Consider the following 20,286-nt stretch of genomic DNA (forward strand, 5'->3'; position numbering starts at 1 on the left):
GGACTATGCCAGTCGCCGTGGGTTCACGCCCGGGCCGTCGGTATGCGAGGTTATGCCGGCCGCCTGACGCGGTTCATAAAACCGGACGTCCCGAGACGGTGATCGTCTCACATACTAAATCCCATAGAGGCGAAAGCCGTCTCGGGACCCGCTGACTACCGAAAACCGCAGCAAGGCGGCGCTTCCGCACGTCCATAAACCGTGTAGAACCGCTGCATTCCGGCCATATGTCGTGAGCGTGCTGCCCCCAGCGGCTATACTGCTTTCCTGATTCGTTCTCCCGGAATGCCTGTAGATGTCTGATAGCGATATTCTCCCACCTGCCGATGATCAGCGGATCGTTGACCTCAAGCAGGCCATCGAGGAACGCTATCTGTCCTATGCGCTCTCGACCATCACCCAACGCGCGCTGCCCGATGCCCGCGATGGGCTGAAGCCCGTGCATCGCCGCATCATCCATGCCATGCGCCTGCTCAAGCTCGATCCCGGCCAGGGCTACAAGAAGTCGGCCCGTATCGTCGGCGACGTAATCGGTAAGTTCCATCCGCATGGCGACCAGTCGATCTATGATGCGCTGGTCCGCATGGCGCAGGATTTTGCCCTGCGCTACCCGCTGGTCGATGGCCAGGGCAATTTCGGCAATATCGACGGCGATGGCGCCGCCGCCATGCGTTACACCGAAAGCCGCATGACCGACGTGGCGACGCGCCTGCTGGAAGGCATTTCCGAAAATGCCATCGACTTCAAGCCGACCTATGACGGCGAAGACGAAGAGCCCATCGTCCTGCCGTCGAACTTCCCCAACCTGCTGGCAAACGGTTCGACCGGCATTGCCGTGGGCATGGCGACCTCGATTCCGCCGCACAATGTCTCCGAGCTCTGCGACGCCGCGCTGCATCTTATCAACGTCAATCCAGAGGCTTCCGCCCACGACCTGACTCAATTTGTGAAGGGGCCCGATTTCCCCACTGGCGGCATCCTGGTCGAATCCGCCTCGTCCATCGCCCATTCCTACCAGACCGGTCGCGGCTCCTTCCGCCTGCGCGCCAAGTGGGAAGTCGAGGAATCGGCCCGCGGCGTCTACCTGATCGTCGTCACCGAAATTCCCTACGGCATCCAGAAGTCGCGGCTGGTCGAAAAGATCGCCGAACTGCTGCTCGCCAAGAAGCTGCCGCTGCTGAAAGACGTGCGCGACGAGTCGTCGGACGACATCCGCCTCGTGCTCGAACCGCGCGCCCGCACCGTCGACGCGGTGATCCTGATGGAGCAGCTGTTCAAGACCACCGATCTTGAAACCCGCTTTCCGCTCAATCTCAACGTGCTCGACCGCGGCACCGCGCCCAAGGTGATGAGTCTTGCCCAGGTGCTGAAGGCCTGGCTCGACCATCGCAAGGAAGTGCTGGTCCGCCGCACCACGCACCGGCTGGAGCAGATCGCCCACCGCTTGGAAGTGCTGGCTGGCTATATCATTGCCTATCTCAACCTCGACGAGGTGATCCGCATCATCCGCGAGGAGGACGATGCCAAGGCCTCGCTAATGGCGACCTTCGAGCTGACCGATGTGCAGGCCGAAGCCATTCTCAACATGCGGCTGCGCAGCTTGCGCAAGCTCGAGGAAATCGAGCTGCGCAAGGAACATGCTGACCTGACCGAGGAAAAGGGGCGTCTCGAAGGCCTGCTCGGTTCCGACAAGCGCCAGTGGGGCACTATCAGCAAGGAAGTGGAGGCCTTGAAGAAGGCTTATCCGCTGACCAATGCCGATGGCACGCCGCATTACCTTGGCGCCCGCCGGACGGTGCTGGCCGATGCGCCCAATGCCGATCTCTCGGAAGTCACCGAAGCCTTCATCGAGCGCGAGGCGATCACCGTCATCCTCTCGGAAAAAGGCTGGATCCGCGCGCCGCGCGGCCATGCGGTGGAGGTCAATGACGAGAAGGGCTTCAAGGCCGGCGATCGCCTGAAACTCTCGATCAAATGCGAGACCACCGACAAGCTCTTGATGCTCACCACCGGCGGCAAGGTCTATACCCTGGCCGGTGACAAGCTGCCGGGCGGCCGCGGCCAGGGCGAGCCGGTTCGCATCATGGTCGATATCGAAGAAGGCCAGGATATCGTCGATATCTTCGTCTACAAGCCCGGCAACAAGCGCATCATCGCCTCCTCCTCGGGCTATGGCTTCATCGTCAGCGAAGATGAAATGATCGCCAATACCCGCAAGGGCAAGCAGGTGCTCAATGTCGGCGCGCCCGACGAGGCTGCTCTGCTGGTGCCGCTCAACGGCGACCGCGTCGCGGTCATCGGCCAGAACCGCAAGCTGCTGGTCTTCCCGCTGACCCAGCTCGCCGAAATGACCCGTGGCAAGGGCGTGCGGCTGCAGAAATACAAGGACGGCGGCATTTCCGACCTCAAGAGCTTCTATGCCGCCGATGGCCTGACCTGGCAGGACTCCTCCGGCCGCACCTACACCAAGCCGATGGAAGAGCTGACCGACTGGCTCGGTGACCGCGCCACGGCCGGCCGCCAGCCGCCCAATGGCTTCCCGCGCAACAACAGGTTTGTCGGATGATCCGCCACTGCGTCTTCGTGAAATTCCGTGTCGATGTTAGCGCCGACGAGCGCGCCGAAATCTATGCCGGCCTGTCTGCACTGGTCGGCCAGATCGAGGGACTGCTCGCCGCCGACTTCGGCCCCAATGTCTCGCCGGAAGGTCTGGGGCAGGGCTTCAATGACGGCTTCATCATGGACCTCGTCGACGAAGCCGCCCGCGACCGCTACCTCGACCACCCGGCCCACAAGGCCGCCGGTGCAAAACTCGTCGCGGCGCTCGACGGCCGCACGGACGGGCTGATGGTGTTCGACCTCAAGCTTGGCTAGTTCACTGAAAACGTAAACACCACCGGCAGGTGATCGCTGGCCGTCGGCTCGCCGGTGTGAATGTCATGCACGACCACCCCGCCGCGCGTCATCACGTGATCGAGCGGCAGGAACGGCACTGTGTCCCGCCAGGCGCCGAGATAATACCAGCTCATCGGGAAGGTGAGCATGTTGAGCGTTTCGCGCACAAAATCATTCTTCGCCACGAAATCGCGCAGCGCATAGGACCAGGCGGTCGAGTTGAAATCCCCCGCCAGGATCATCGGCCCCTCGATCTTGTCCACCACCGCTGAAAGCGCGTTAAGCTGCTCATGCTGGCGCGCTACGGGGATGGGCCAATCCATATGGGTGGTGATGACGGAAAAGCTCTTGCCACTCTGGGTTTGGAATTTGGCCAGGACATGCGCCGTCCGCGTCGTGCCATAGGCATTATTGGGGCAGGCGCCGTCTTCCACCTGCTCGAAGGGTATGCGCGAATAGAGCCCCAGATTCGCCCGCTTGCCGCCACGGCAGCGTGCGTAATACGGGTAGCTGGCCAGCAGCAGCGGATGCAATTCCCCGGCCTGTTCGCCGAAATACTCCTGCAGCACGATGATGTCGGCATCGGCCGCGAGGATGGCGGCGGTGACCTTTTCCATCTCGTAGTTCAGGCCGAAGAGATTATGCGTCATCATGGTGATGCTGCCGCTCTCCGGCGCTGCAGGGCGCGGCTGCATTGCAGCGAATGTGTCGGGCAGGATGACATTGGCCGAGGCGGCAAAACCGACAAAGGCATAGATGATCGCTGCGCTCCGCCACCAGCCGCGCATAGCCACGGCGAAGATCAGGAGCGCGATCACCGTGCCGGGCAGCAGGAAGAGCTGCGCGTGGTTGAGCAGGTCCAGTTCCGGCACCGCAAAGCCGAACAGCGCCAGCACCGCAAGCGTCGAAACGCCCAGGGCGCCCAGCACGAAGTCCAGCCGAATCAGCTTGAAAAGAAAGGACATAGCGGGCTCGGCAGGAGGGACGATATAGCGCGATTTCGCCGAGACTTATGGCGCAAGCAAGGCTGCGGCAAGCCAATTAGACGTCATGGCTCAGTCGAGCGTGCACCAGCCCAATGTGCCGCGCTGCACTTCGAGCGGACGATAGAGTGCCTTGTAGGCCATCTTGGGCGATTCCTTCACCCAATAGCCGAGGTAGACATAGTTCAGCCCGGCCGAGCGCACCTGGGCGATATGGTCGAGTATGAGGAAGGTCCCCATGCTGCGATGCGCCAGCTCGGGATCATAGAAGGAATAAACCATGGACAGCCCATCGGGCATCACATCGGTCAGGGCCACCGCCACCAGCGTATTGTCGGGATGGTCGCGCAGGCGGTACTCGACCAGCACGGACTGCACCGGCGTATCCTCGACCATGTACTCATAGTCGACGAAGCTCATCTGGTTCATGCCGCCGCCGGCATGCCGCGCCTCGAGATAGCGCTTGAACAGGTCATATTGCTCGCTGGTCGCCGTGGTCGGGCGGACCTCGACGCTGAGGTCGTCATTGTTGCGCAGCACGCGGCGGAAACGGCCGGAGGGCTCGAACTGATTGGCGACGATGCGCACCGACTGGCAGGCATTGCAGCCTTCGCAGGCAGGGCGATAGATCAGGTTCTGACTGCGGCGAAAGCCGTTCTCGCTCAGCAGGTGATGCAGGCTCGACGCCCGTCGACCCGACAGATGGGTAAACAGCTTCCGCTCCTGCTTGCCCGGCAGGTAGGGACACGGCATGGCCGCGGTCAAAAAGAGCTGCGTGGTTTCCGGCGTCTGGTCGGTCATCCAGGACCCTTAGCTGCAATCGGAGGAGTGTACGCTCCCCCGTCACCGCCTGCAACGGCTCAATATGCCTGTGCCGCCTGGCTACGCCAGTGCTGAACCATGGGCGAACGGCGCACCATCAGCGTGCCGACGACCAGGTCGTGGATCATCTGCCGACGCGGGGTAAACAGCGCGAAGAGCAGCGAAATTGGCCAGGAAATCCAGGTGGTCAGCCAGAACACGCCGGCATGGATGATCGCCATCCAGCCATCGAGCGGCTGATTGCGCGTCGGGGTCAGCACGATATCCATCATCTGCATGCCGAGCGTCGCACGGCGGGAGGAGCCCAGCGTTGCGCCATAATACAAGACGATCGTGGCCGGCACGACGAACATCAGGGCCAGCCAGGCGAGGCCAAAGGTCAGGAAGCCGGCGATCAGGCCCACGAGGCTGAAGGCGAGGATCAGCATGCCCATCACGATCAGGTCGATGATGAAGGCGAACACCCGTCGCGTCAGCACGCCCTCGAACAGCTCGGGAGCGGTTTGCGGATCAGGCAGGGCAGGGCGGGCATCAAAGGTCTGGCTCATGAGCAAAACATTGTCATGGCTACCGGCGGGCGCAAGAGGGTGGGTTACAAAATTGTAGCCCCTACTTCCCCAGCTGCCGCGCCACCTCCAACGCATAATAGGTCAGCACGCCATTGGCCCCGGCGCGCTTGAAGGCATAAAGGCTTTCGAGGATCGCCCCATCCCGGTTGATCGCGCCGGCTGCCGCCGCCATCTCGATCATCGCGTATTCACCGCTCACCTGATAGGCGTAGATGGGAATATTGAAGCTGTCCTTGGCCCGGCGGACAATATCGAGATAGGGCAGGCCGGGCTTGACCATAACGCTATCGGCCCCCTCGGCAATATCCTGCTCGATCTCGCGCATCGCCTCGTCGGAATTGGCGTAATCCATCTGATAGGTGCGCTTGTCGCCAACCAGCCGGCTGCCGGTGCCCACGGCCTCGCGGAACGGGCCATAGTAGAAGGACGCATATTTGGCGGCATAGGCCATGATCTGGGTCTGCTCGAAGCCTTCGCCATCCAGCGCCTCGCGGATTGCCGCGACCCGACCATCCATCATGTCCGAGGGTGCAATGATGTCGGCGCCCGCTTTGCTCTGTACCAGGGCCGACTTGATCATCACGGCGACGGTTTCGTCGTTGAGGACTTCGCCATCGCGCACCAGCCCGTCCTGGCCATCGCTCGAATATTCATCCAGCGCCACGTCGGCGATCAGCCCGATCTCCGGCACAGCCGACTTGATCGCACTCAGCGCCCGGCACATCAGATTGTCTGGATTGTAAGCCTCTGCGCCATTCTGGCTGCGCAAATGGTCTGGCGTGTTGGGAAACAGCGCCAGCGCCGGAATGCCGGCATCACGCGCCGCCTTGGCCGCCTCGACGCAGAGATCGACACTCAGCCGCTCGACACCCGGCATGGTGCGGATCTGCGTCTTCTCATTGTGGCCTTCGATGACGAACAGCGGCCAAATCAGATCAGCAGGCGTGAGGACGCTTTCGCGCACCATGGCGCGGCTCCACGCGGTGCGGCGCGAGCGGCGCAGCCGGCGGCCACCGAGGAAGTCCATGTCATGCTTGTGCCAGGTCTCGGTCATCACGCGCTCCTTGTTCTGCCGCTTCCGTTTATCAGCGGTGATTACCCTGTCCAAGCTCCTGCTTGTCGCATCCCTCGCGCAAGGATAGAAACCGCACATGGATTTCTACGCCCAGCCTATCGGCATCTATATCCGCGTCGTCGCGATCATCAGCCTTATGCTCGGCCTCAACGATGCTGCGCGCCTGCTTGGCGTCGGGCTCGGCGAGGTCAGCCCGGTCGCCACCATGGGCATGACCGGCTTTGTCTATCTCGGCATATTTGGCCTGGCGCGCCTGTTCGCTGCCGTGGGTCTGTGGATCAAGGCTAGCTGGGGCGCCGTGCTGCTGGTCGGGGCAACTTCGGTGGAACTGGGCCTCTATCTCTTCGGCAATGCCGACGTCAGCATGTCGGCGCTGGGCTTCGCCGTGCGGCTGGTTCTGCTGGCGTCGATCCTCATTATCTTCATCCTGTCGATCCGCCTGGAACGCGCCCGCGCCGCCGACTGAACCAGGGGGGCAGGTGCCGTTCACACCCGCTTAGGGTTACAAATTTATGCACTGGTGTAACGAAGAATAAAGCCAAATTCTCATTGCATTCCAGTAAGATGCTCTTAATCACGCTGCTTAGGCTGATCTTAGTCCGCACGCCGTAGTTTGGCCTCATGAGATGCGAAAAATCGCACAGACTGCAAAACAGTGAGGCACAAATGGCAATCAAATCCAACGCAGCCGAGGCCATCGTCCCGGAACGTCCCCAGAGCCTGAAGCCGCTTTATCTGGAAGCTGTTTCCCGCGTAGAGCGTCTGCACCGTCGTCTGCTCGACCTGATCAAGGACGAGTTCGACCGTATGGGCTGGGATGACATCAATCCGGTTCAGGCGCTGCTGATGTTCAATATCGGCGATGCCGAATTGACCGCCGGCGAGCTGCGTTCCCGCGGTTATTACCTCGGCTCCAACGTTTCGTATAATCTGAAGAAACTGGTCGAAACCGGCTATATCTTCCAGGAGCGCTCGCGTTCCGATCGCCGCTCGGTCCGCATCAAGCTGACCCCGAAGGGCGAGGAAGTGGCCGAGGTCATCGACGAGCTCTATGATCGCCACCTCAAGTCGATCGACAAGGTCGGCGGCCTGGGCGACGACGAATTCGACGGCCTCAACAAGGCTCTCGCCCGCCTCGAGCGCTTCTGGGTCGACCAGATCCTCTACAAGCTCTAAGCCAGAGACAGCAGCTGTTGCGGCTGCGCCACATCCGAATGCAAACGCCGGTCCATGGGGCCGGCGTTCACATTTGCGCCGCAAATCAGCGTAAATGGCTACGTTACGTGGTTTGAAACCATTTCCCGTCTATTCATGGTTGAAGAATTTCAACGAGCTTCACATGCGGTTGACCGCGTTGTGAGCTGCGGGACGCAATGGTAGAGACCGGACATGTTTCGGGGCCAGAAATTTCGGGTGAATGAATGCGGCTGAATAGACGTTCCCTGCTTAAGTACTCGGCACTGGCCGGTGCTTCTTTGGCGATGCCCGCGATTGCGCGCGGCCAGGAATCCTTTTTTGACCTGATGAACCGCGGCAATGTGCTGCGGGACGCTGACAAGGACGGCAATACGGCGGCGGCGCAGGCCCTCATCGCCACCAATGAGCCAATCCTGTCCTTCGATACGGTTCACAATCTGCAACTGGCGATTTCCCAGTACGAGCCCTTCGTCGCCAATGGCGGCTGGGAAGAAGTGCCCCAGGAGGCTTTCCGCCTGCTGCTCGGGAAATCCGGCGCTGCGGTGATCCAGCTCAAGCGCCGCCTGATCTCGTCCGGCGACATGGCGCTGCTGCCCAATGTGAATGACATGTTCGATGAAGACACCGATCGTGGCGTGCGCACCTTCCAGGCCCGCCATGGCCTGATCGTCAATGGTCAGGTTGATGAGCCGACCTGGTATGCGTTGAACGTGCCGGCGGCGACCCGCCTGCAGCAGCTCTACCTCAATTTCACCCGCGTCCAGGCGATGGCGCCGAATTTGAGCCCGCGCTACGTCGTGGTCAACATCCCGGCCGCCACCATCGAAGCGGTCAGTGACGGCATGGTCGAACAGCGTCACACAGCGGTTGTCGGTCGCGTCGAGCGCGCTACTCCGATCATGGCGTCCAAGGTCAGCCAGATCAACTTCAACCCCTATTGGCACGTGCCCAAGTCGCTGGTCCGTCAGGACCTGACCAAATACATGCAGGAAAATCCAAACTACCTGACCGAGCAGAACATTTTCATCTATGATGGTTCGGGCAACAAGATAGACCCATCGACGATCAACTGGGCCAATATCACCGATCAGCAGGTGAACTATATGTACCGCCAGGAGCCCGGCGCCGCCAACTCCATGGGCCACTGCAAGATCAACTTCTACAATCCCTATGATTGCTACCTGCACGACACGCCGACCAAGGCGCTGTTTGGCGAAAACGCCCGTTTCCATTCCTCGGGTTGTGTTCGTGTCGATGGTGTCAACCAGCTGGTCAACTGGCTGCTGCGCGACAATGGCGACTGGGATCAGACCAAGGTGGATACCACATTCGAGTCGCTGCAGCGCCTCGATGTCGAGTGCAAGGCCCGCGTGCCGCTGCTGACTACCTACATTACCGCCTGGGCCAACCGCCAGGGCACCGTCAGCTTCCGCGACGACGTCTATGAATTCGATGCCCAGGGCAAGGTCAGCTTCGAACAAGCATAATCCGCAGCCCAACGAATTTGTCGGCGCCCTCCCTCGTGGAGGGCGTTTGCTTTTGTGCCGCACAGAATCTTGCTAATCTGCGGGCAGGGGGCTGAGATGGCGGACGCTGAAGTCTATTTTGAATTCGTGCAGGTCGGCCAGCAGATGCGGGTCGCCGCTATCGATGTCGCCACCGGCATCGAAGTCATCGTCATCGTGCCGGCCATCGCGGCCAAGGGGCATATGCAGCAGATGGCGCTGGCCAAACTGCGCAAAAAGCTCGGCGCCCCGACCATTTCGTCCGAGGCGCCGCGCCGTCTGTTTTAGCGAACGCTAGAGATTGCAGCGGTAACGCACGCCGTCATAGCCCATGAAGGTGTCGGTGCGCTCGTCATAGGAGCGATAGCGGGCGTAGCAGGCATCGACATGGCTGTCATAACTGCGGCCGACGACGCGGTCATTGTTGCGGTTACCATTGGCAATGGCGCCGCCGATGATGGCGCCGAAGGCTGCGCCGAAGATGCCGGCGGCCAGCGGATCAAGGTCGCTGCGGCGGTTGTTGTAGAAGCGATCATAGTCGCGCTGGCGCCAGTTGCCGCCGTAATAGCCGCGGCAGTCATAATCATTGGGGTAGCGGTCACAATAGGTCTGGATGACCTGCTGGCGCTGGCCAAAGCTCAGCGTAACGTTCTGGGCCTGGGCGGGGACAATGGAGGCCACGGCAATAGTGGCGGTCAGGACGGCGGTAACGATCCCGTTTCGTGCGGCACGCATGTGCAACTCCTGCTCATTTCGGCCGGCCACGCCAGCCACTTGTCTGTTCAATGCACCCCGAGGCGGCAGGTTGCGCCGCGCCTGTGATTTTCCCCGCAAGTGCCTTGCTTCAACGCGGGGTTCTGCGGCATAATCCCAGGGTTCGCGCGACTGGCGAGAAGAGATGGGACACCATCGGGGAACGCGAACCTTAGACTGCCGCTCGCCTGGGCAACCCAACCGCAACCACGGGACGCCCCATGACTCCAGCACATCCATCCCGGCCTTGGAATCGCACGTTGCGACGTGTTAAGGCCACCATCACATCCTTCCGCTTCGTCGCTCGCGAGGTAACTTGCCCATGACCACCGCCACGTCTTCCTCGCTGTTCCCGAATTTCTTCACCAATTCCGTCGATCAGACCGATCCGGAATTGGCTGCTGCGCTGAAGCAGGAACTCAACCGCCAGCAGAGCGAAATCGAGCTCATCGCTTCCGAGAACATCGTCTCGCAAGCTGTTCTGGAAGCACAGGGTTCTGTGCTGACCAACAAATATGCCGAAGGCTATCCCGGCCGCCGCTACTATGGCGGCTGCCAGTATGTCGATATCGCCGAGACGCTGGCCATCGAGCGTGCCAAGCAGCTGTTCGGCGTGGCCTATGCCAATGTGCAGCCCAATTCCGGCTCGCAGGCCAATCAGGGGGTCTATCAGGCGCTTATCCAGCCCGGCGACACCATTCTCGGCATGTCGCTCGACGCCGGCGGTCACCTGACCCATGGTGCCAAGCCCAACCAGTCCGGCAAGTGGTTCAACGCCATCCAATATGGCCTGCGCAAGCAGGACGGCCTCGTTGACATGGACCAGGTCCGCCAGCTGGCCCGCGAGCATAAGCCCAAGATGATCGTGGCCGGTTTCTCGGCCTATTCGCGCGTGCTCGACTGGGCTGAATTCCGCGCCATTGCCGATGAAGTCGGCGCTATCCTCTTCGTCGACATGGCCCATGTCGCCGGTCTCGTCGCCGGTGGCCAGTATCCGAGTCCGTTCCCGCATGCCCATGTGGCTTCGACCACGACGCATAAAACCCTGCGTGGTCCGCGTGGCGGCCTGATCCTCACCAATGACGAGGACATCGCCAAGAAGATCAATTCGGCCATCTTCCCCGGTATCCAGGGCGGCCCGTTGATGCATGTCATCGCCGCCAAGGCCGTGGCCTTCAAAGAAGCGCTGCAGCCCGAGTTCAAGGACTATGCAGCCCGCGTCGTCGCCAATGCCAAGGTGCTGGCCGAAACGCTGGTCAAGGGCGGCGTCGATATCGTCTCCAAGGGCACCGACAATCATCTGATGCTGGTCGATCTGCGCCCCAAGGGTCTGACCGGCAAGGCCACCGAGCAGGCGCTCGAACGCGCGCACATCACTTGCAACAAGAATGCCGTGCCCTTCGATCCGGAAAAGCCGGCCATCACGTCGGGCATTCGCCTGGGCACCCCTGCCGGCACCTCGCGTGGTTTTGGCGAGGCCGAGTTCAAGCTGATCGGCGAGCTGATCATCGAAGTGCTCGATGGCCTCAAGGAAAATGGCGAGGACAATAACAGCGCCGTCGAAGCTGCCGTCCGCGACAAGGTGAAGACCCTCACCGACCGCTTCCCGATCTACGGTTTCTAAGGTTTAGCCATGCGCTGTCCCTATTGCGGAAATGACGATACGCAGGTCAAGGACAGCCGGCCGACCGAGGATTCCGGTGCTATTCGCCGCCGCCGCGTCTGTAATGGATGCGGCGGCCGCTTCACCACTTTCGAGCGGGTGCAACTGCGCGATCTGACCGTGGTCAAAAAGAGCGGCCGCAAGGTGCCCTTCGATCGCGAAAAGCTCGCCCGCTCGGTCTATACCGCGTTGCGCAAGCGCGCCGTCGAGACCGACCGCATCGAGCGCATGATTTCCGGCATCGTCCGCCAGCTCGAAAGCCTGGGCGATGTGGAAGTCACCTCGGACCAGATCGGCGAATATGTCATGGAAGGCCTTAAGGGCCTCGATGACGTGGCCTTCGTGCGCTTTGCCTCGGTCTACAAGAATTTCTCCGCCGCCGACGATTTCCGCAATTTCCTGGCCGAACTTGCCGAGGGGCAGGGCAGTCTGCGTGACGACGAGTGAGCGAGCTCACCCCCGAGGACCGGCGCTGGCTTGACGCCGCAGCGCGCTATGCCGCACCTTTCACCGGCACCACCGCCGACAATCCCGCCGTCGCGGCGCTTCTTGTCGAACCGATCTCACAGACGCTGGTCTCCCGCGCCGTGACCGCCAAGGGCGGTCGTCCGCATGCCGAATCCCAGGTCATCGAGACCGCAGGCTTTGAAGCGGCAGGCTGCACCCTCTACGTGACGCTCGAACCCTGCCACCATTGGGACCGCACGCCGCCCTGCGTCGACGCCATCATCCGCGCCGGTATCATGCGGGTGGTGATCGGCGCCGCCGATCCGCAGCATGTGGGCAGCATGGCCCTGCTCGAATCTGCCGGCGTCGAAACCATACTGGCCGACCATGCGCCCTCGCTGGCTTTGCATGCGGGCCATCTGCTACGCCACGCGAAAGGCCGCCCCTTCGTCAACACCGTGCTGGCTGTCTCTGCCGATGGCAAGCTGGATCGCAGCGGCGAGGCGCAGGCCTCGATTCTCGGCGCCGGTGCGCGCGACTGGATCGGCATGCAGCGTGCGCGTTCCGACGCCATCCTGGTCGGCGCCGCGACGGCGAGGACCGATCCGGACCTGACTGTCAAACTGCCGGGCCTTGCCACACGAACGCCCCTGCGGGTCGTGCTGTCGGGCGCCACGGGCGTTGATCGCCGGATGAATCTGATTGGCGGCTTCTCCGGCCATCGCACTGCAATCATTGCGGAAACGGGTGTCGCCGTTGATGCGCCGGTCTCTGTCGAAACCATGCGCGTGAACGGCCTTTCCGGGCGCCCGGACCTCAAGGCTGCGCTGGCCGCCCTGAGCGGCAAGGGCATCCAGAACGTGCTGGTCGAGCCCGGCCAGCGCCTGCTGGCCGCCATGCTCGATGCCGATCTGGTCGATGCCATCACCATCATTACCGCCCCGAGCCGGCTTGGCGATGAAGGTCTGGTGGCCAGCCCCGATGGCCCGTTGACTGATCTGCTCGCCGCCGCGGGCCTGGTCGAGATCGACCAGCAGCGGCTTGGCGATGATGTGCTGGTGCGTTACGGGCGTCCCGCAAAGCCAGTTTGAGTTGAAGTTCCCCGCGCGGGAGATTATGGGGTTGCCACGCCCTTCGTGGCAGCGCGGCGCCGACCGCCCAATGAGATGAAAGCAGTCATGGCTGACGCCCCCAAACGCGATCCCCAAATCGAACGCCCCGCCAACCAGCGAGGTGCCGCCCGCTTCGCCGCCGTGCAGGCGCTGTATCAGATGGATGTGGGCCGCGCGACGCTGGAAGATACGCTGGCCCAGTTCGGCGCCTTCCATCTCGGTCGCGAGATCGAGGGTGAGCAATATCTCCCGGCCGATGCCGATTTCTTCAAGCAGATCGTCACCGGCGTTACCAAGCATCAGCTGACCATCGACCCGGCGGTGGACCGTGCGCTGGCCGATGGCTGGCCGGTCGAGCGCGTCGATGCGACGTTGCGCGCCATCCTGCGTGCCGCCGCATTCGAACTGCTGCGCCGCAAGGACATTCCGGCCCGTGTCGTCATCTCTGAATATGTCGATGTGGCCAAGGCCTTCTACGAGGATGACGCCTCGGGCCTCGTCAACGCCACGCTGGACGCCATAGCGCGCGAAGCCGGGGCCGACATGGGCGACACCAAGTAATAAAAAAAGCCCCGGAGACCGGGGCTTTTCTTTTTTGGATCGGCTGAGGCTAGAAGCTCTTCAGGATCGAATCGATGAAGCTACGATCTTCGCCGAAGGACTGGGTGCGGCGGGTCTCGATGGTGACCGTCTTGCCGTCCTTGAGCGAATAGACGGCCTTGTCGACGACCTTCTTGTTCTTGTCGAAATAGACCACCAGCACCGTACGCGAGTCGATCATGGTGGCGCCGAAGGCCATCTGGCGGACCTTGGTCTCGACATAATAATAGGCTGATTGTTCGCCGAGGCTATTGGTCGACTGGGGCGAACCCAGCACCAGCGTCACCAGTTCCTGGCTCTGTCCGGTGCGGATCTGGGCAAGGGCGCTGTCGGAAATCTCATAACCTTGGGTGCGCGTGGTGACCAGCGCGGTGCTGCTGCTGCAGGCGGTCAGCACCGTTGCGAGCAGGGCGGCGGCAGCGAGCGGCGCAAGTTTACCGGAGGCAGTACGCAAGGGCATGAATTTGACTTTCCCGATGGCTCTCGACTATAGGCACGACAACAAGGCGGCGGCCCTTGTAGCCGCTGGAATGTGTAGCTGCCAACCTGTCCGTCTGGCAAGCTGGCATTGGGCCAATCAAGATGCTGAGCGCAAATCCATGATCCTGTCCCTGTTTCGCAAGAACACTGCTACCGAACCCGTTTACGCCGTCTATAACGCCATTGTGGCGCAATCCCGGCAGCCGGTTTTCTACGCCGAATGGGGCGTTCCAGACACCGTGACCGGGCGTTTCGACATGATCAGCCTGCATATGGCGCTGCTGTTCCGCCGGCTGCGCGCCGAGACCGGCCAGCAGAAGGATTTCAGCCAGGCGGTATTTGACCTCTTCTTCAAGGACATGGATCGCTCGCTGCGCGAAATGGGCGTCGGCGACCTGGGCGTGCCCAAGCGCATCCAGAAGATGGGCAATATCTTCTTTGGCCTGCTCGCCGCGATGAACGAGGCGATGGACCGCAATGATGCGCCGGCGCTCGAGGCGGTGCTGGCGCGCAACATCTTTGGTCACAATGATGGCCCCCATATTGCCACCTTGGCGCAATATCTGCTGGCCGAAGATCGCGCCCTGGCTACCCAGCAGGCCGATGCGATCACCAATGGAACTCTGACCTTCGAGGCTGCCGCGTGAGCGCCGAATCCCCGCTTTTTGACGCCATTGTCCGTATCGACCGCATGCCGGCCAATGGCCGAGACCTCAAGGTTTCGCTCGATGAGCCAACCCGCGCCAGGCTGGCCGAAGTGCTCAAGCTGAGCGCCGTGGACTCCTTCGAGGCCACGCTGGTCGTCGCCCCCCTGCGCGGCGGCATTCGCGCGCTGGGCCGCCTGGTGGCCGATATCGTCCAGCCATCGGTCGTGACCTTCGAGCCGGTCGGCCAGCATATCGACGAACCGGTCGATCGGGTCTTCCTGCCCGAGCCGCATGGTCATCAGAAGCCAACCCCGGGATCGGAACTGTTCGTTGATCTCGAAGACGACGATTTTCCCGATCATCTCGATGGCCCCGAGGTCGATCTCAGCGCCTTGCTGATCGAAACATTAGCGCTCGCCATCGATCCTTATCCCCGTCATCCTGACGAGAGCCTCGATTCCCTCGGTGTCGATCTGGGCAATGGCCCTTCGGGTCCGTTTGCCGAGCTCGAAAAGCTCAAGAAGTCCACCGATACTGACCGCTAGCGCCACGTGTCGGGCTTTGCACCGACTCTCCCATGAGATATGTTTGCCTGCCTCCTCGTGAGGCACAGAACGGGCTGAAATGACCGATACAATAACAATATCAGTGGATGCCATGGGAGGGGATAACGCCCCGCGTGCCGTCATCCACGGAGCCTATCTGGCGCTGCGCGAACGCAAGAACACCCGTTTCATCTTCCACGGCCGCCAGGAGCAGATCGCTCCGCTGCTCGATGAATTCCCCGACCTCAAGGCGGCCTCGACGGTGCGGCATGCCGAAACGGTCATCGCCATGGACGAGAAGCCCAGCCAGGCCTTGCGCAAGGGCAAGGGCACCTCGTCGATGTGGATGGCCATCCAGGCCGTCAAGGATAAGGAAGCCGATGTCGCCATCTCCGGCGGCAATACCGGCGCGCTGATGGCCATGGCCACCTTCTGCCTGCGGCCGATGAAGGGCATTTCCCGCCCCGGTATCGCCGCCATCTGGCCGACCCTGCGCACCGATATCATCGTGCTCGACATGGGCGCCACCATTGGCGCAGATGCTCAGCAGCTGGTCGATTACGCTATTCTCGGTTCGGCGCTGGCGCGCTGCCTGTTCGACGATGATGCGCCGACCGTCGGCCTGCTCAATGTCGGCACCGAAGAGGTCAAGGGCCTCGACTATATCAAGGAAGCCGGCAAGATCCTGTCCGAGGCCTCCGGCTCGGGCTTTACCTATCACGGCTTCGTCGAGGGCGATGATATCGGCAAGGGTACGGTGGACGTTGTGGTCACCGAAGGCTTTGTCGGCAATATCGCACTCAAGACCGCCGAGGGCACCGCCCGCCAGGTTGGCTCCTACCTTCGAAGCGCGCTCAAATCCAACCTTATGAGCCGCATTGGCGCGCTGTTCGCCATGTCGGCGCTCAATGCCCTGCGCCGCAAGATGGACCCGCGCACCGTCAATGGCGGCGTGTTCATGGGCCTCAATGGCATCGTGATCAAATCCCATGGTGGTACGGATGAGATCGGCTACAAAAGCGCCTTGAATCTCTCCTACGAGATGGCGCGCAGCAAGCTGATCGACAAGATCGGCGAGACCATGACGCGCTTCCCGATCAAGGCAGCGCCCCCCGTAATCGAAGACGAACCCGAGGCGAAACCGGCGTGACCAGAACGCGTACCATCATCCGTGGCGTCGGCGGCTATCTGCCCGAGAAAGTGCTGACCAACGCCGAACTGGCCACCATGGTCGACACATCCGACGAGTGGATCCAGCAGCGCGTCGGCATCAAGGAACGCCATATCGCCGCCGAAGGCCAGTTCACTTCCGACCTTGCGGTCGAGGCGGCGAAGAAAGCCATGGCCGCTGCCGGTGTGACGCCGGACGATATCGATCTGATCATCGTGGCGACCACGACGGCCGATTACACCTTCCCGGCCGCAGCGACACTGGTGCAGATGAAGCTGGGCATGCATCACGGCATGGCCTTCGACATCCAGGCGGTCTGCTCGGGCTTTGTCTATGCGCTGGTGACGGCCGACAGCTACATCAAGAACGGCCTCGCCAAGCGGGCGCTGGTGATTGGCGCCGAAACCTTCTCGCGCCTGCTCGACTGGACCGACCGCACCACCTGCGTCCTGTTCGGCGACGGGGCAGGGGCCATGGTCGTGGAAGGCGTCGAGCTGGAGGATGGTGAGCCGGAACGCGGTGTGCTGGCCTCGGCCCTGCGCTCGGACGGCCATCACTGGGACAAGCTCTATGTCGATGGCGGGCCATCGACCACCGGCACCACCGGCCATGTGCATATGCAGGGCCCCGAAGTCTTCCGTCATGCCGTGGGCAAGATCACTGACGTGGTCTATGCCACGCTCGACAAGGCTGGCTATACCGTCGACGACCTCGACTGGTTCGTGCCGCATCAGGCCAATCAGCGCATCATCGAGGGCGCCGGCAAAAAGCTCGGCCTGCCATCCGAGAAGGTGGTGATGACCGTGGCGCTGCATGCCAACACCTCGGCCGCCTCGGTGCCGCTGGCCCTGAGCGTCGCGGTGGCCGACGGCCGGATCAAGCAGGGTGACCTCGTCATGCTCGAAGCCATGGGTGGCGGTTTCACCTGGGGCGCCTCGCTTATTCGCTGGTGATGGTCCGATTCCCGACATTGACCTTAGGCGTTTCAAGGCGTTAGTGTCTTTTCGGGCGGAGGAACGCAGCGCCCAGTTAAAGGCCGCACGAAGGATTTGTGACGGCATTGGCGCTGAGTGAAGGGAAGGATTCCCGCGGTAGGTTTGACCTTTCGGTCGCACCGGCAGCAACTTTGACCAGGGATACGAATTGTCCCGGCGTGGGGATTTGACCTTTCGGCAACACGGGGGTTCGAATGACGCAGAAGACGATTACCAGAGCCGACCTCGCAGAAGCCGTCTACGGCACGGTCGGCCTGTCGCGCACCGAGTCGGCCGAACTGGTGGAACGGGTGCTCGAACTGATCGGCGATGCGCTGATCACCGGGGCCAACGTCAAGCTCTCCTCCTTCGGATCCTTCCAGGTCCGCTCCAAGAATGAACGTATCGGCCGCAACCCCAAGACGGGTGAAGAGGTGCCGATCCTGCCGCGGCAGGTTCTTGTGTTCAAACCGTCCAATGTGTTGAAGTCCAAGATCAACAAATCTATGGTTCATGCTGGAAAATAAAGCCATCCAGCGAGTCTAAGCCTCCGTGGACAAGTCTCCAGACGCCTTCCGGACGATATCTGAAGCGGCCGATGAGCTGGACTTGCCCCAGCACGTCCTGCGCTTCTGGGAAACGCGTTTTGCCACGATCAAGCCGCTGAAGCGCGGCGGCGGGCGGCGCTATTACCGCCCCGAGGATGTCCTGCTGCTGCGCGGCATCAGGCATTTGCTGTACGATCAGGGTTTTACCATCAAGGGGGTGCAGCGCATCCTCAAGGATCAGGGCAGCCGCTATGTCATCGCCGTGGGCGAGGGCAAGCCGCTCGAAGACATCCTGCCGATGATCGAACAGGCCGAAGCGGCCGGCGACGAGGCAGAAATCGAAGAAGCCGTCATGCTGGCCGACCCGGGCCTAGATCGTGAGTCGCGCGACAAGCTGTCCGATGTGCTGCGCGAGCTGCTGGAGTGCAAGCGGATATTAGAGCGGGCTCGAGAGACTTGACACCGGCGCTTTGCGCAAAATCGCTCCAGTGGAGCGATTTTAGGTCTCAAGGCCATCAGACCTGTGGCCGAATGGCACGAAAACTCTGAACTTGCCGGCATCAATCCCCCTCATCCGCCCTTCGGGCACCTTCTCCCGCGAGGGGAGAAGGGGGCTCCGTGGTTGATCAGGTCAGTGTAACGCTGGTTTGGCTTGCGGGGATAAGTTGGAGCCGGGTGGCTGCCTTGTGCCCTAAATACCCCCACCCAACCCCTTCGGGGCCACCCTCCCCACAAGGGGGAGGGATAAGAAAGAGCCTGGCGCTGAGCTCAGGCTTCCCTCCCCTTGATGGGGAGGGATTGTGGGTGGGGTGAGGCCACGAGCACTGAAGGCTAGGCTGTCATCCTACGCCGTCCGCAATTCCGGGCGCTTTTCGCCTTCCGCCCAGAAGATCAGCAGCGAACCGGCCAGCACCAGCGCGGCGCCGGGCCAGAACCAGACGGACGGGACCTGGCCAAGGGCGATCCAGCCGACGAGGCCGCCGAGCGGAACCTTGAGGTCGCCGAACGGCTGTAGATAGGTGGCATCTGCCAGCTTGTAGGCAATGCCGAGCAGATATTGCGCGGCGGCGGTCAGCAGGCCGAGCAGCAGCAGCAAAGCGAGACCGGCGCCGGAGGGCAGGGCGAAGGGGAAGCCGGTGGCCATGCCGGCGGGCACGATGCTCGGCGCCAGCCAGGCGAAAGCATTGACTGCCAGCAGGATGAGGAGGTGGTTGGGCGTGACCAGCACCAGCAGCGAAATGGTCAAGGTTTCCGGCGCTTCCTCGCGGGAGAGATACTTTGTGAGCACGTCGGTGCCGGCCCAGAGGGCCGCCGCGGCGATTGGCACCAGGGTGACCCAGCCGAGGCCTTCGGCGCCAACGCCCGAGACGACCACGGCGCCGGCAAAGCCCAGCAGCGCTGCGATGATGCGGACCGGCGTGGCACGTTCGCCTAGGAACAGCGTCGAACCGAGGATGACGAATAGCGGACCGGTGGCCAGCAGCGTCACCATCTGCCAGATCGGCACTCCGGAGGCGAAGCCATAGACAAAGACATGCACGCCCAGCGCCGAGACGAAGGCGCGCATCTGGTGGGCGAGGGGATGGCGGGTGCGCAGCTTGTCAAAGCCAATGCGCAGGATCAGCGGCAGTGCCAGGATCGAGGCGATGACATATTGCCAGAAGGCCATGCCCGTGGAGGAGAGGCCGAAACCACCGTATTCGACCGGCGTCGGCAGCACCGACTGCAGCACATTGCTGCCGGCGAAAGCCACGGCAGCGGTGACCATGAGAAGTGCGCCGGTGGCGGCATTTTGGGTAGAGGAAACCTGGTTCATGTAAAATCCTTTCCGTAACCAGTTTCCTCAGGGTTACGGGAAGTGGCGCCAGCGCCTCGCCCGGACTCCAATGAGTGCGGACGCGGCAAAGCCAGCGTTGGTCCCGTTCTCTTTCATCCGGACTATACCGTCGGCCCCGGAGTCACACCGGATCTGCTGACCCTTCGGATTTGCATCCGAAAGCGCTCGCGGGCTTGAGCATTGCTGCCTTTACCGCCGGTGGGGAATTGCACCCCGCCCTGAGAACTATGCAGGACTATCGTCCCGCGACGATGAAGATAGTGCAGGGTTTACGGCTGGGCAAGTAGACACATGGTTGTACCTGTGCGTCTTTTACGAACAGTGTGGAACGTTTATGCGTGCGGAAGCGCCGCCTGCAGTGCGGTTATCACGAGTAACGGGCGGCCATTGGACCTCAAGAGTTTAGTAGAGTGGCCCAAAGGCCGCCCGTCACGATCCGCTTTTGCACAGGGTCCGGTTCAGG

23 protein-coding genes and 2 riboswitches are annotated in these 20,286 nt (G+C 61.9%); of the genes, 16 read left to right on the forward strand and 7 right to left on the reverse strand.

What is annotated here, in order from left to right; all coding sequences use genetic code 11:
* Positions 1-295 precede the first annotated feature (295 nt).
* Both parC and BM045_RS18550 read left to right on the forward strand, forming a co-directional pair.
* Positions 296-2,566, forward strand: coding sequence for a DNA topoisomerase IV subunit A (parC, locus tag BM045_RS18545; RefSeq protein ID WP_092186016.1), 2,271 nt, complete (start codon positions 296-298; stop codon positions 2,564-2,566).
* Positions 2,563-2,874 carry a Dabb family protein gene (locus BM045_RS18550; RefSeq protein ID WP_092186018.1) on the forward strand — a complete coding sequence of 104 codons (312 nt, stop codon included), beginning with the start codon at positions 2,563-2,565 and terminating at the stop codon, positions 2,872-2,874. Before parC ends, BM045_RS18550 begins: the two co-directional genes overlap by 4 nt.
* On the opposite strand, the gene BM045_RS18555 is transcribed toward BM045_RS18550, so the two are convergent.
* From BM045_RS18555 to hemB, 4 genes are all read right to left on the reverse strand, one after another.
* Positions 2,871-3,860 (reverse strand): endonuclease/exonuclease/phosphatase family protein, encoded by a 990-nt coding sequence (locus tag BM045_RS18555; RefSeq protein ID WP_092186020.1) that lies wholly within the window; start codon positions 3,858-3,860, stop codon positions 2,871-2,873. The genes BM045_RS18550 and BM045_RS18555 overlap by 4 nt on opposite strands.
* Positions 3,861-3,950: 90 nt before the next feature.
* The gene (locus BM045_RS18560) at positions 3,951-4,679 is read right to left on the reverse strand and encodes an arginyltransferase (RefSeq protein ID WP_092186022.1); all 729 of its coding nucleotides are present in this window, start codon (positions 4,677-4,679) and stop codon (positions 3,951-3,953) included.
* A 59-nt stretch (positions 4,680-4,738) separates the two neighbouring features.
* Entirely contained in the window at positions 4,739-5,248 is a 510-nt protein-coding gene (locus BM045_RS18565) for an RDD family protein (protein ID WP_170848593.1), read from the reverse strand.
* A gap of 61 nt (positions 5,249-5,309) precedes the next feature.
* A complete protein-coding gene (hemB, locus tag BM045_RS18570; protein WP_210185049.1) occupies positions 5,310-6,323 on the reverse strand; it encodes a porphobilinogen synthase in 1,014 nt (337 codons plus the stop codon).
* A 97-nt stretch (positions 6,324-6,420) separates the two neighbouring features.
* Here hemB and BM045_RS18575 point away from each other — a divergent pair, with 97 nt between their 5' ends.
* The 4 genes from BM045_RS18575 to BM045_RS18590 all read left to right on the forward strand — a co-directional run bounded on the left by BM045_RS18575 (position 6,421) and on the right by BM045_RS18590 (position 9,334).
* Positions 6,421-6,810 carry a DUF6163 family protein gene (locus BM045_RS18575; protein WP_092186026.1) on the forward strand — a complete coding sequence of 130 codons (390 nt, stop codon included), beginning with the start codon at positions 6,421-6,423 and terminating at the stop codon, positions 6,808-6,810.
* A 200-nt stretch (positions 6,811-7,010) separates the two neighbouring features.
* Entirely contained in the window at positions 7,011-7,520 is a 510-nt protein-coding gene (locus tag BM045_RS18580) for a transcriptional regulator LdtR (protein ID WP_056252463.1), read from the forward strand.
* A 305-nt stretch (positions 7,521-7,825) separates the two neighbouring features.
* Positions 7,826-9,028, forward strand: a complete 1,203-nt coding sequence (locus tag BM045_RS18585) for a L,D-transpeptidase family protein (protein ID WP_170848594.1) — start codon at positions 7,826-7,828, stop codon at positions 9,026-9,028.
* Between the two features lie 96 nt (positions 9,029-9,124).
* Complete coding sequence (locus BM045_RS18590; RefSeq protein WP_092186030.1) at positions 9,125-9,334, forward strand: DUF6898 family protein; 210 nt, start codon at positions 9,125-9,127, stop codon at positions 9,332-9,334.
* A 6-nt stretch (positions 9,335-9,340) separates the two neighbouring features.
* Here BM045_RS18590 and BM045_RS19040 read toward each other — a convergent pair whose 3' ends face one another.
* Complete coding sequence (locus BM045_RS19040) at positions 9,341-9,781, reverse strand: BA14K family protein (protein WP_170848595.1); 441 nt, start codon at positions 9,779-9,781, stop codon at positions 9,341-9,343.
* Positions 9,782-9,917: 136 nt separating this feature from the next.
* Positions 9,918-10,000: riboswitch (ZMP/ZTP riboswitch) on the forward strand.
* Between the two features lie 121 nt (positions 10,001-10,121).
* On the opposite strand from BM045_RS19040, the gene glyA reads away from it, so the two are divergent.
* From glyA to nusB, 4 genes are all read left to right on the forward strand, one after another.
* The gene (gene glyA / locus BM045_RS18600; protein WP_092186034.1) at positions 10,122-11,423 is read left to right on the forward strand and encodes a serine hydroxymethyltransferase; all 1,302 of its coding nucleotides are present in this window, start codon (positions 10,122-10,124) and stop codon (positions 11,421-11,423) included.
* A gap of 9 nt (positions 11,424-11,432) precedes the next feature.
* Positions 11,433-11,909, forward strand: a complete 477-nt coding sequence (gene nrdR, locus BM045_RS18605; RefSeq protein ID WP_092186036.1) for a transcriptional regulator NrdR — start codon at positions 11,433-11,435, stop codon at positions 11,907-11,909.
* Entirely contained in the window at positions 11,906-13,000 is a 1,095-nt protein-coding gene (gene ribD, locus BM045_RS18610; protein WP_092186038.1) for a bifunctional diaminohydroxyphosphoribosylaminopyrimidine deaminase/5-amino-6-(5-phosphoribosylamino)uracil reductase RibD, read from the forward strand. Before nrdR ends, ribD begins: the two co-directional genes overlap by 4 nt.
* 87 nt (positions 13,001-13,087) lie before the next feature.
* The gene (gene nusB / locus BM045_RS18615; RefSeq protein ID WP_092186058.1) at positions 13,088-13,582 is read left to right on the forward strand and encodes a transcription antitermination factor NusB; all 495 of its coding nucleotides are present in this window, start codon (positions 13,088-13,090) and stop codon (positions 13,580-13,582) included.
* Positions 13,583-13,631: 49 nt separating this feature from the next.
* On the opposite strand, the gene bamE is transcribed toward nusB, so the two are convergent.
* Entirely contained in the window at positions 13,632-14,081 is a 450-nt protein-coding gene (bamE, locus tag BM045_RS18620) for an outer membrane protein assembly factor BamE (protein WP_092186040.1), read from the reverse strand.
* A 139-nt stretch (positions 14,082-14,220) separates the two neighbouring features.
* Between bamE and BM045_RS18625 the strand changes: the two genes are divergently transcribed.
* From BM045_RS18625 to BM045_RS18650, 6 genes are all read left to right on the forward strand, one after another.
* Complete coding sequence (locus BM045_RS18625; RefSeq protein ID WP_092186042.1) at positions 14,221-14,748, forward strand: ubiquinol-cytochrome C chaperone family protein; 528 nt, start codon at positions 14,221-14,223, stop codon at positions 14,746-14,748.
* Positions 14,745-15,293: a YceD family protein gene (locus tag BM045_RS18630; RefSeq protein ID WP_092186044.1), complete on the forward strand. Its 549-nt coding sequence runs from the start codon at positions 14,745-14,747 to the stop codon at positions 15,291-15,293. The genes BM045_RS18625 and BM045_RS18630 overlap by 4 nt, the downstream gene beginning before the upstream one ends.
* A gap of 79 nt (positions 15,294-15,372) precedes the next feature.
* Positions 15,373-16,443, forward strand: a complete 1,071-nt coding sequence (gene plsX, locus BM045_RS18635; RefSeq protein ID WP_092186046.1) for a phosphate acyltransferase PlsX — start codon at positions 15,373-15,375, stop codon at positions 16,441-16,443.
* Positions 16,440-17,417, forward strand: a complete 978-nt coding sequence (locus BM045_RS18640) for a beta-ketoacyl-ACP synthase III (RefSeq protein WP_092186048.1) — start codon at positions 16,440-16,442, stop codon at positions 17,415-17,417. The genes plsX and BM045_RS18640 overlap by 4 nt, the downstream gene beginning before the upstream one ends.
* Before the next feature lie 236 nt (positions 17,418-17,653).
* Positions 17,654-17,965 carry an integration host factor subunit alpha gene (locus tag BM045_RS18645; protein WP_092186050.1) on the forward strand — a complete coding sequence of 104 codons (312 nt, stop codon included), beginning with the start codon at positions 17,654-17,656 and terminating at the stop codon, positions 17,963-17,965.
* A gap of 25 nt (positions 17,966-17,990) precedes the next feature.
* Entirely contained in the window at positions 17,991-18,446 is a 456-nt protein-coding gene (locus BM045_RS18650) for a MerR family transcriptional regulator (protein WP_092186052.1), read from the forward strand.
* A 384-nt stretch (positions 18,447-18,830) separates the two neighbouring features.
* Here the strand turns inward: BM045_RS18650 and BM045_RS18655 are convergent, their stop codons facing one another.
* A complete protein-coding gene (locus BM045_RS18655; RefSeq protein WP_092186054.1) occupies positions 18,831-19,802 on the reverse strand; it encodes a DMT family transporter in 972 nt (323 codons plus the stop codon).
* A gap of 101 nt (positions 19,803-19,903) precedes the next feature.
* Positions 19,904-20,053, reverse strand: a riboswitch (FMN riboswitch).
* Positions 20,054-20,286: the final 233 nt, after the last annotated feature.

The organism is Devosia sp. YR412, assembly GCF_900110945.1.
Classification (GTDB): Bacteria; Pseudomonadota; Alphaproteobacteria; order Rhizobiales; family Devosiaceae; genus Devosia.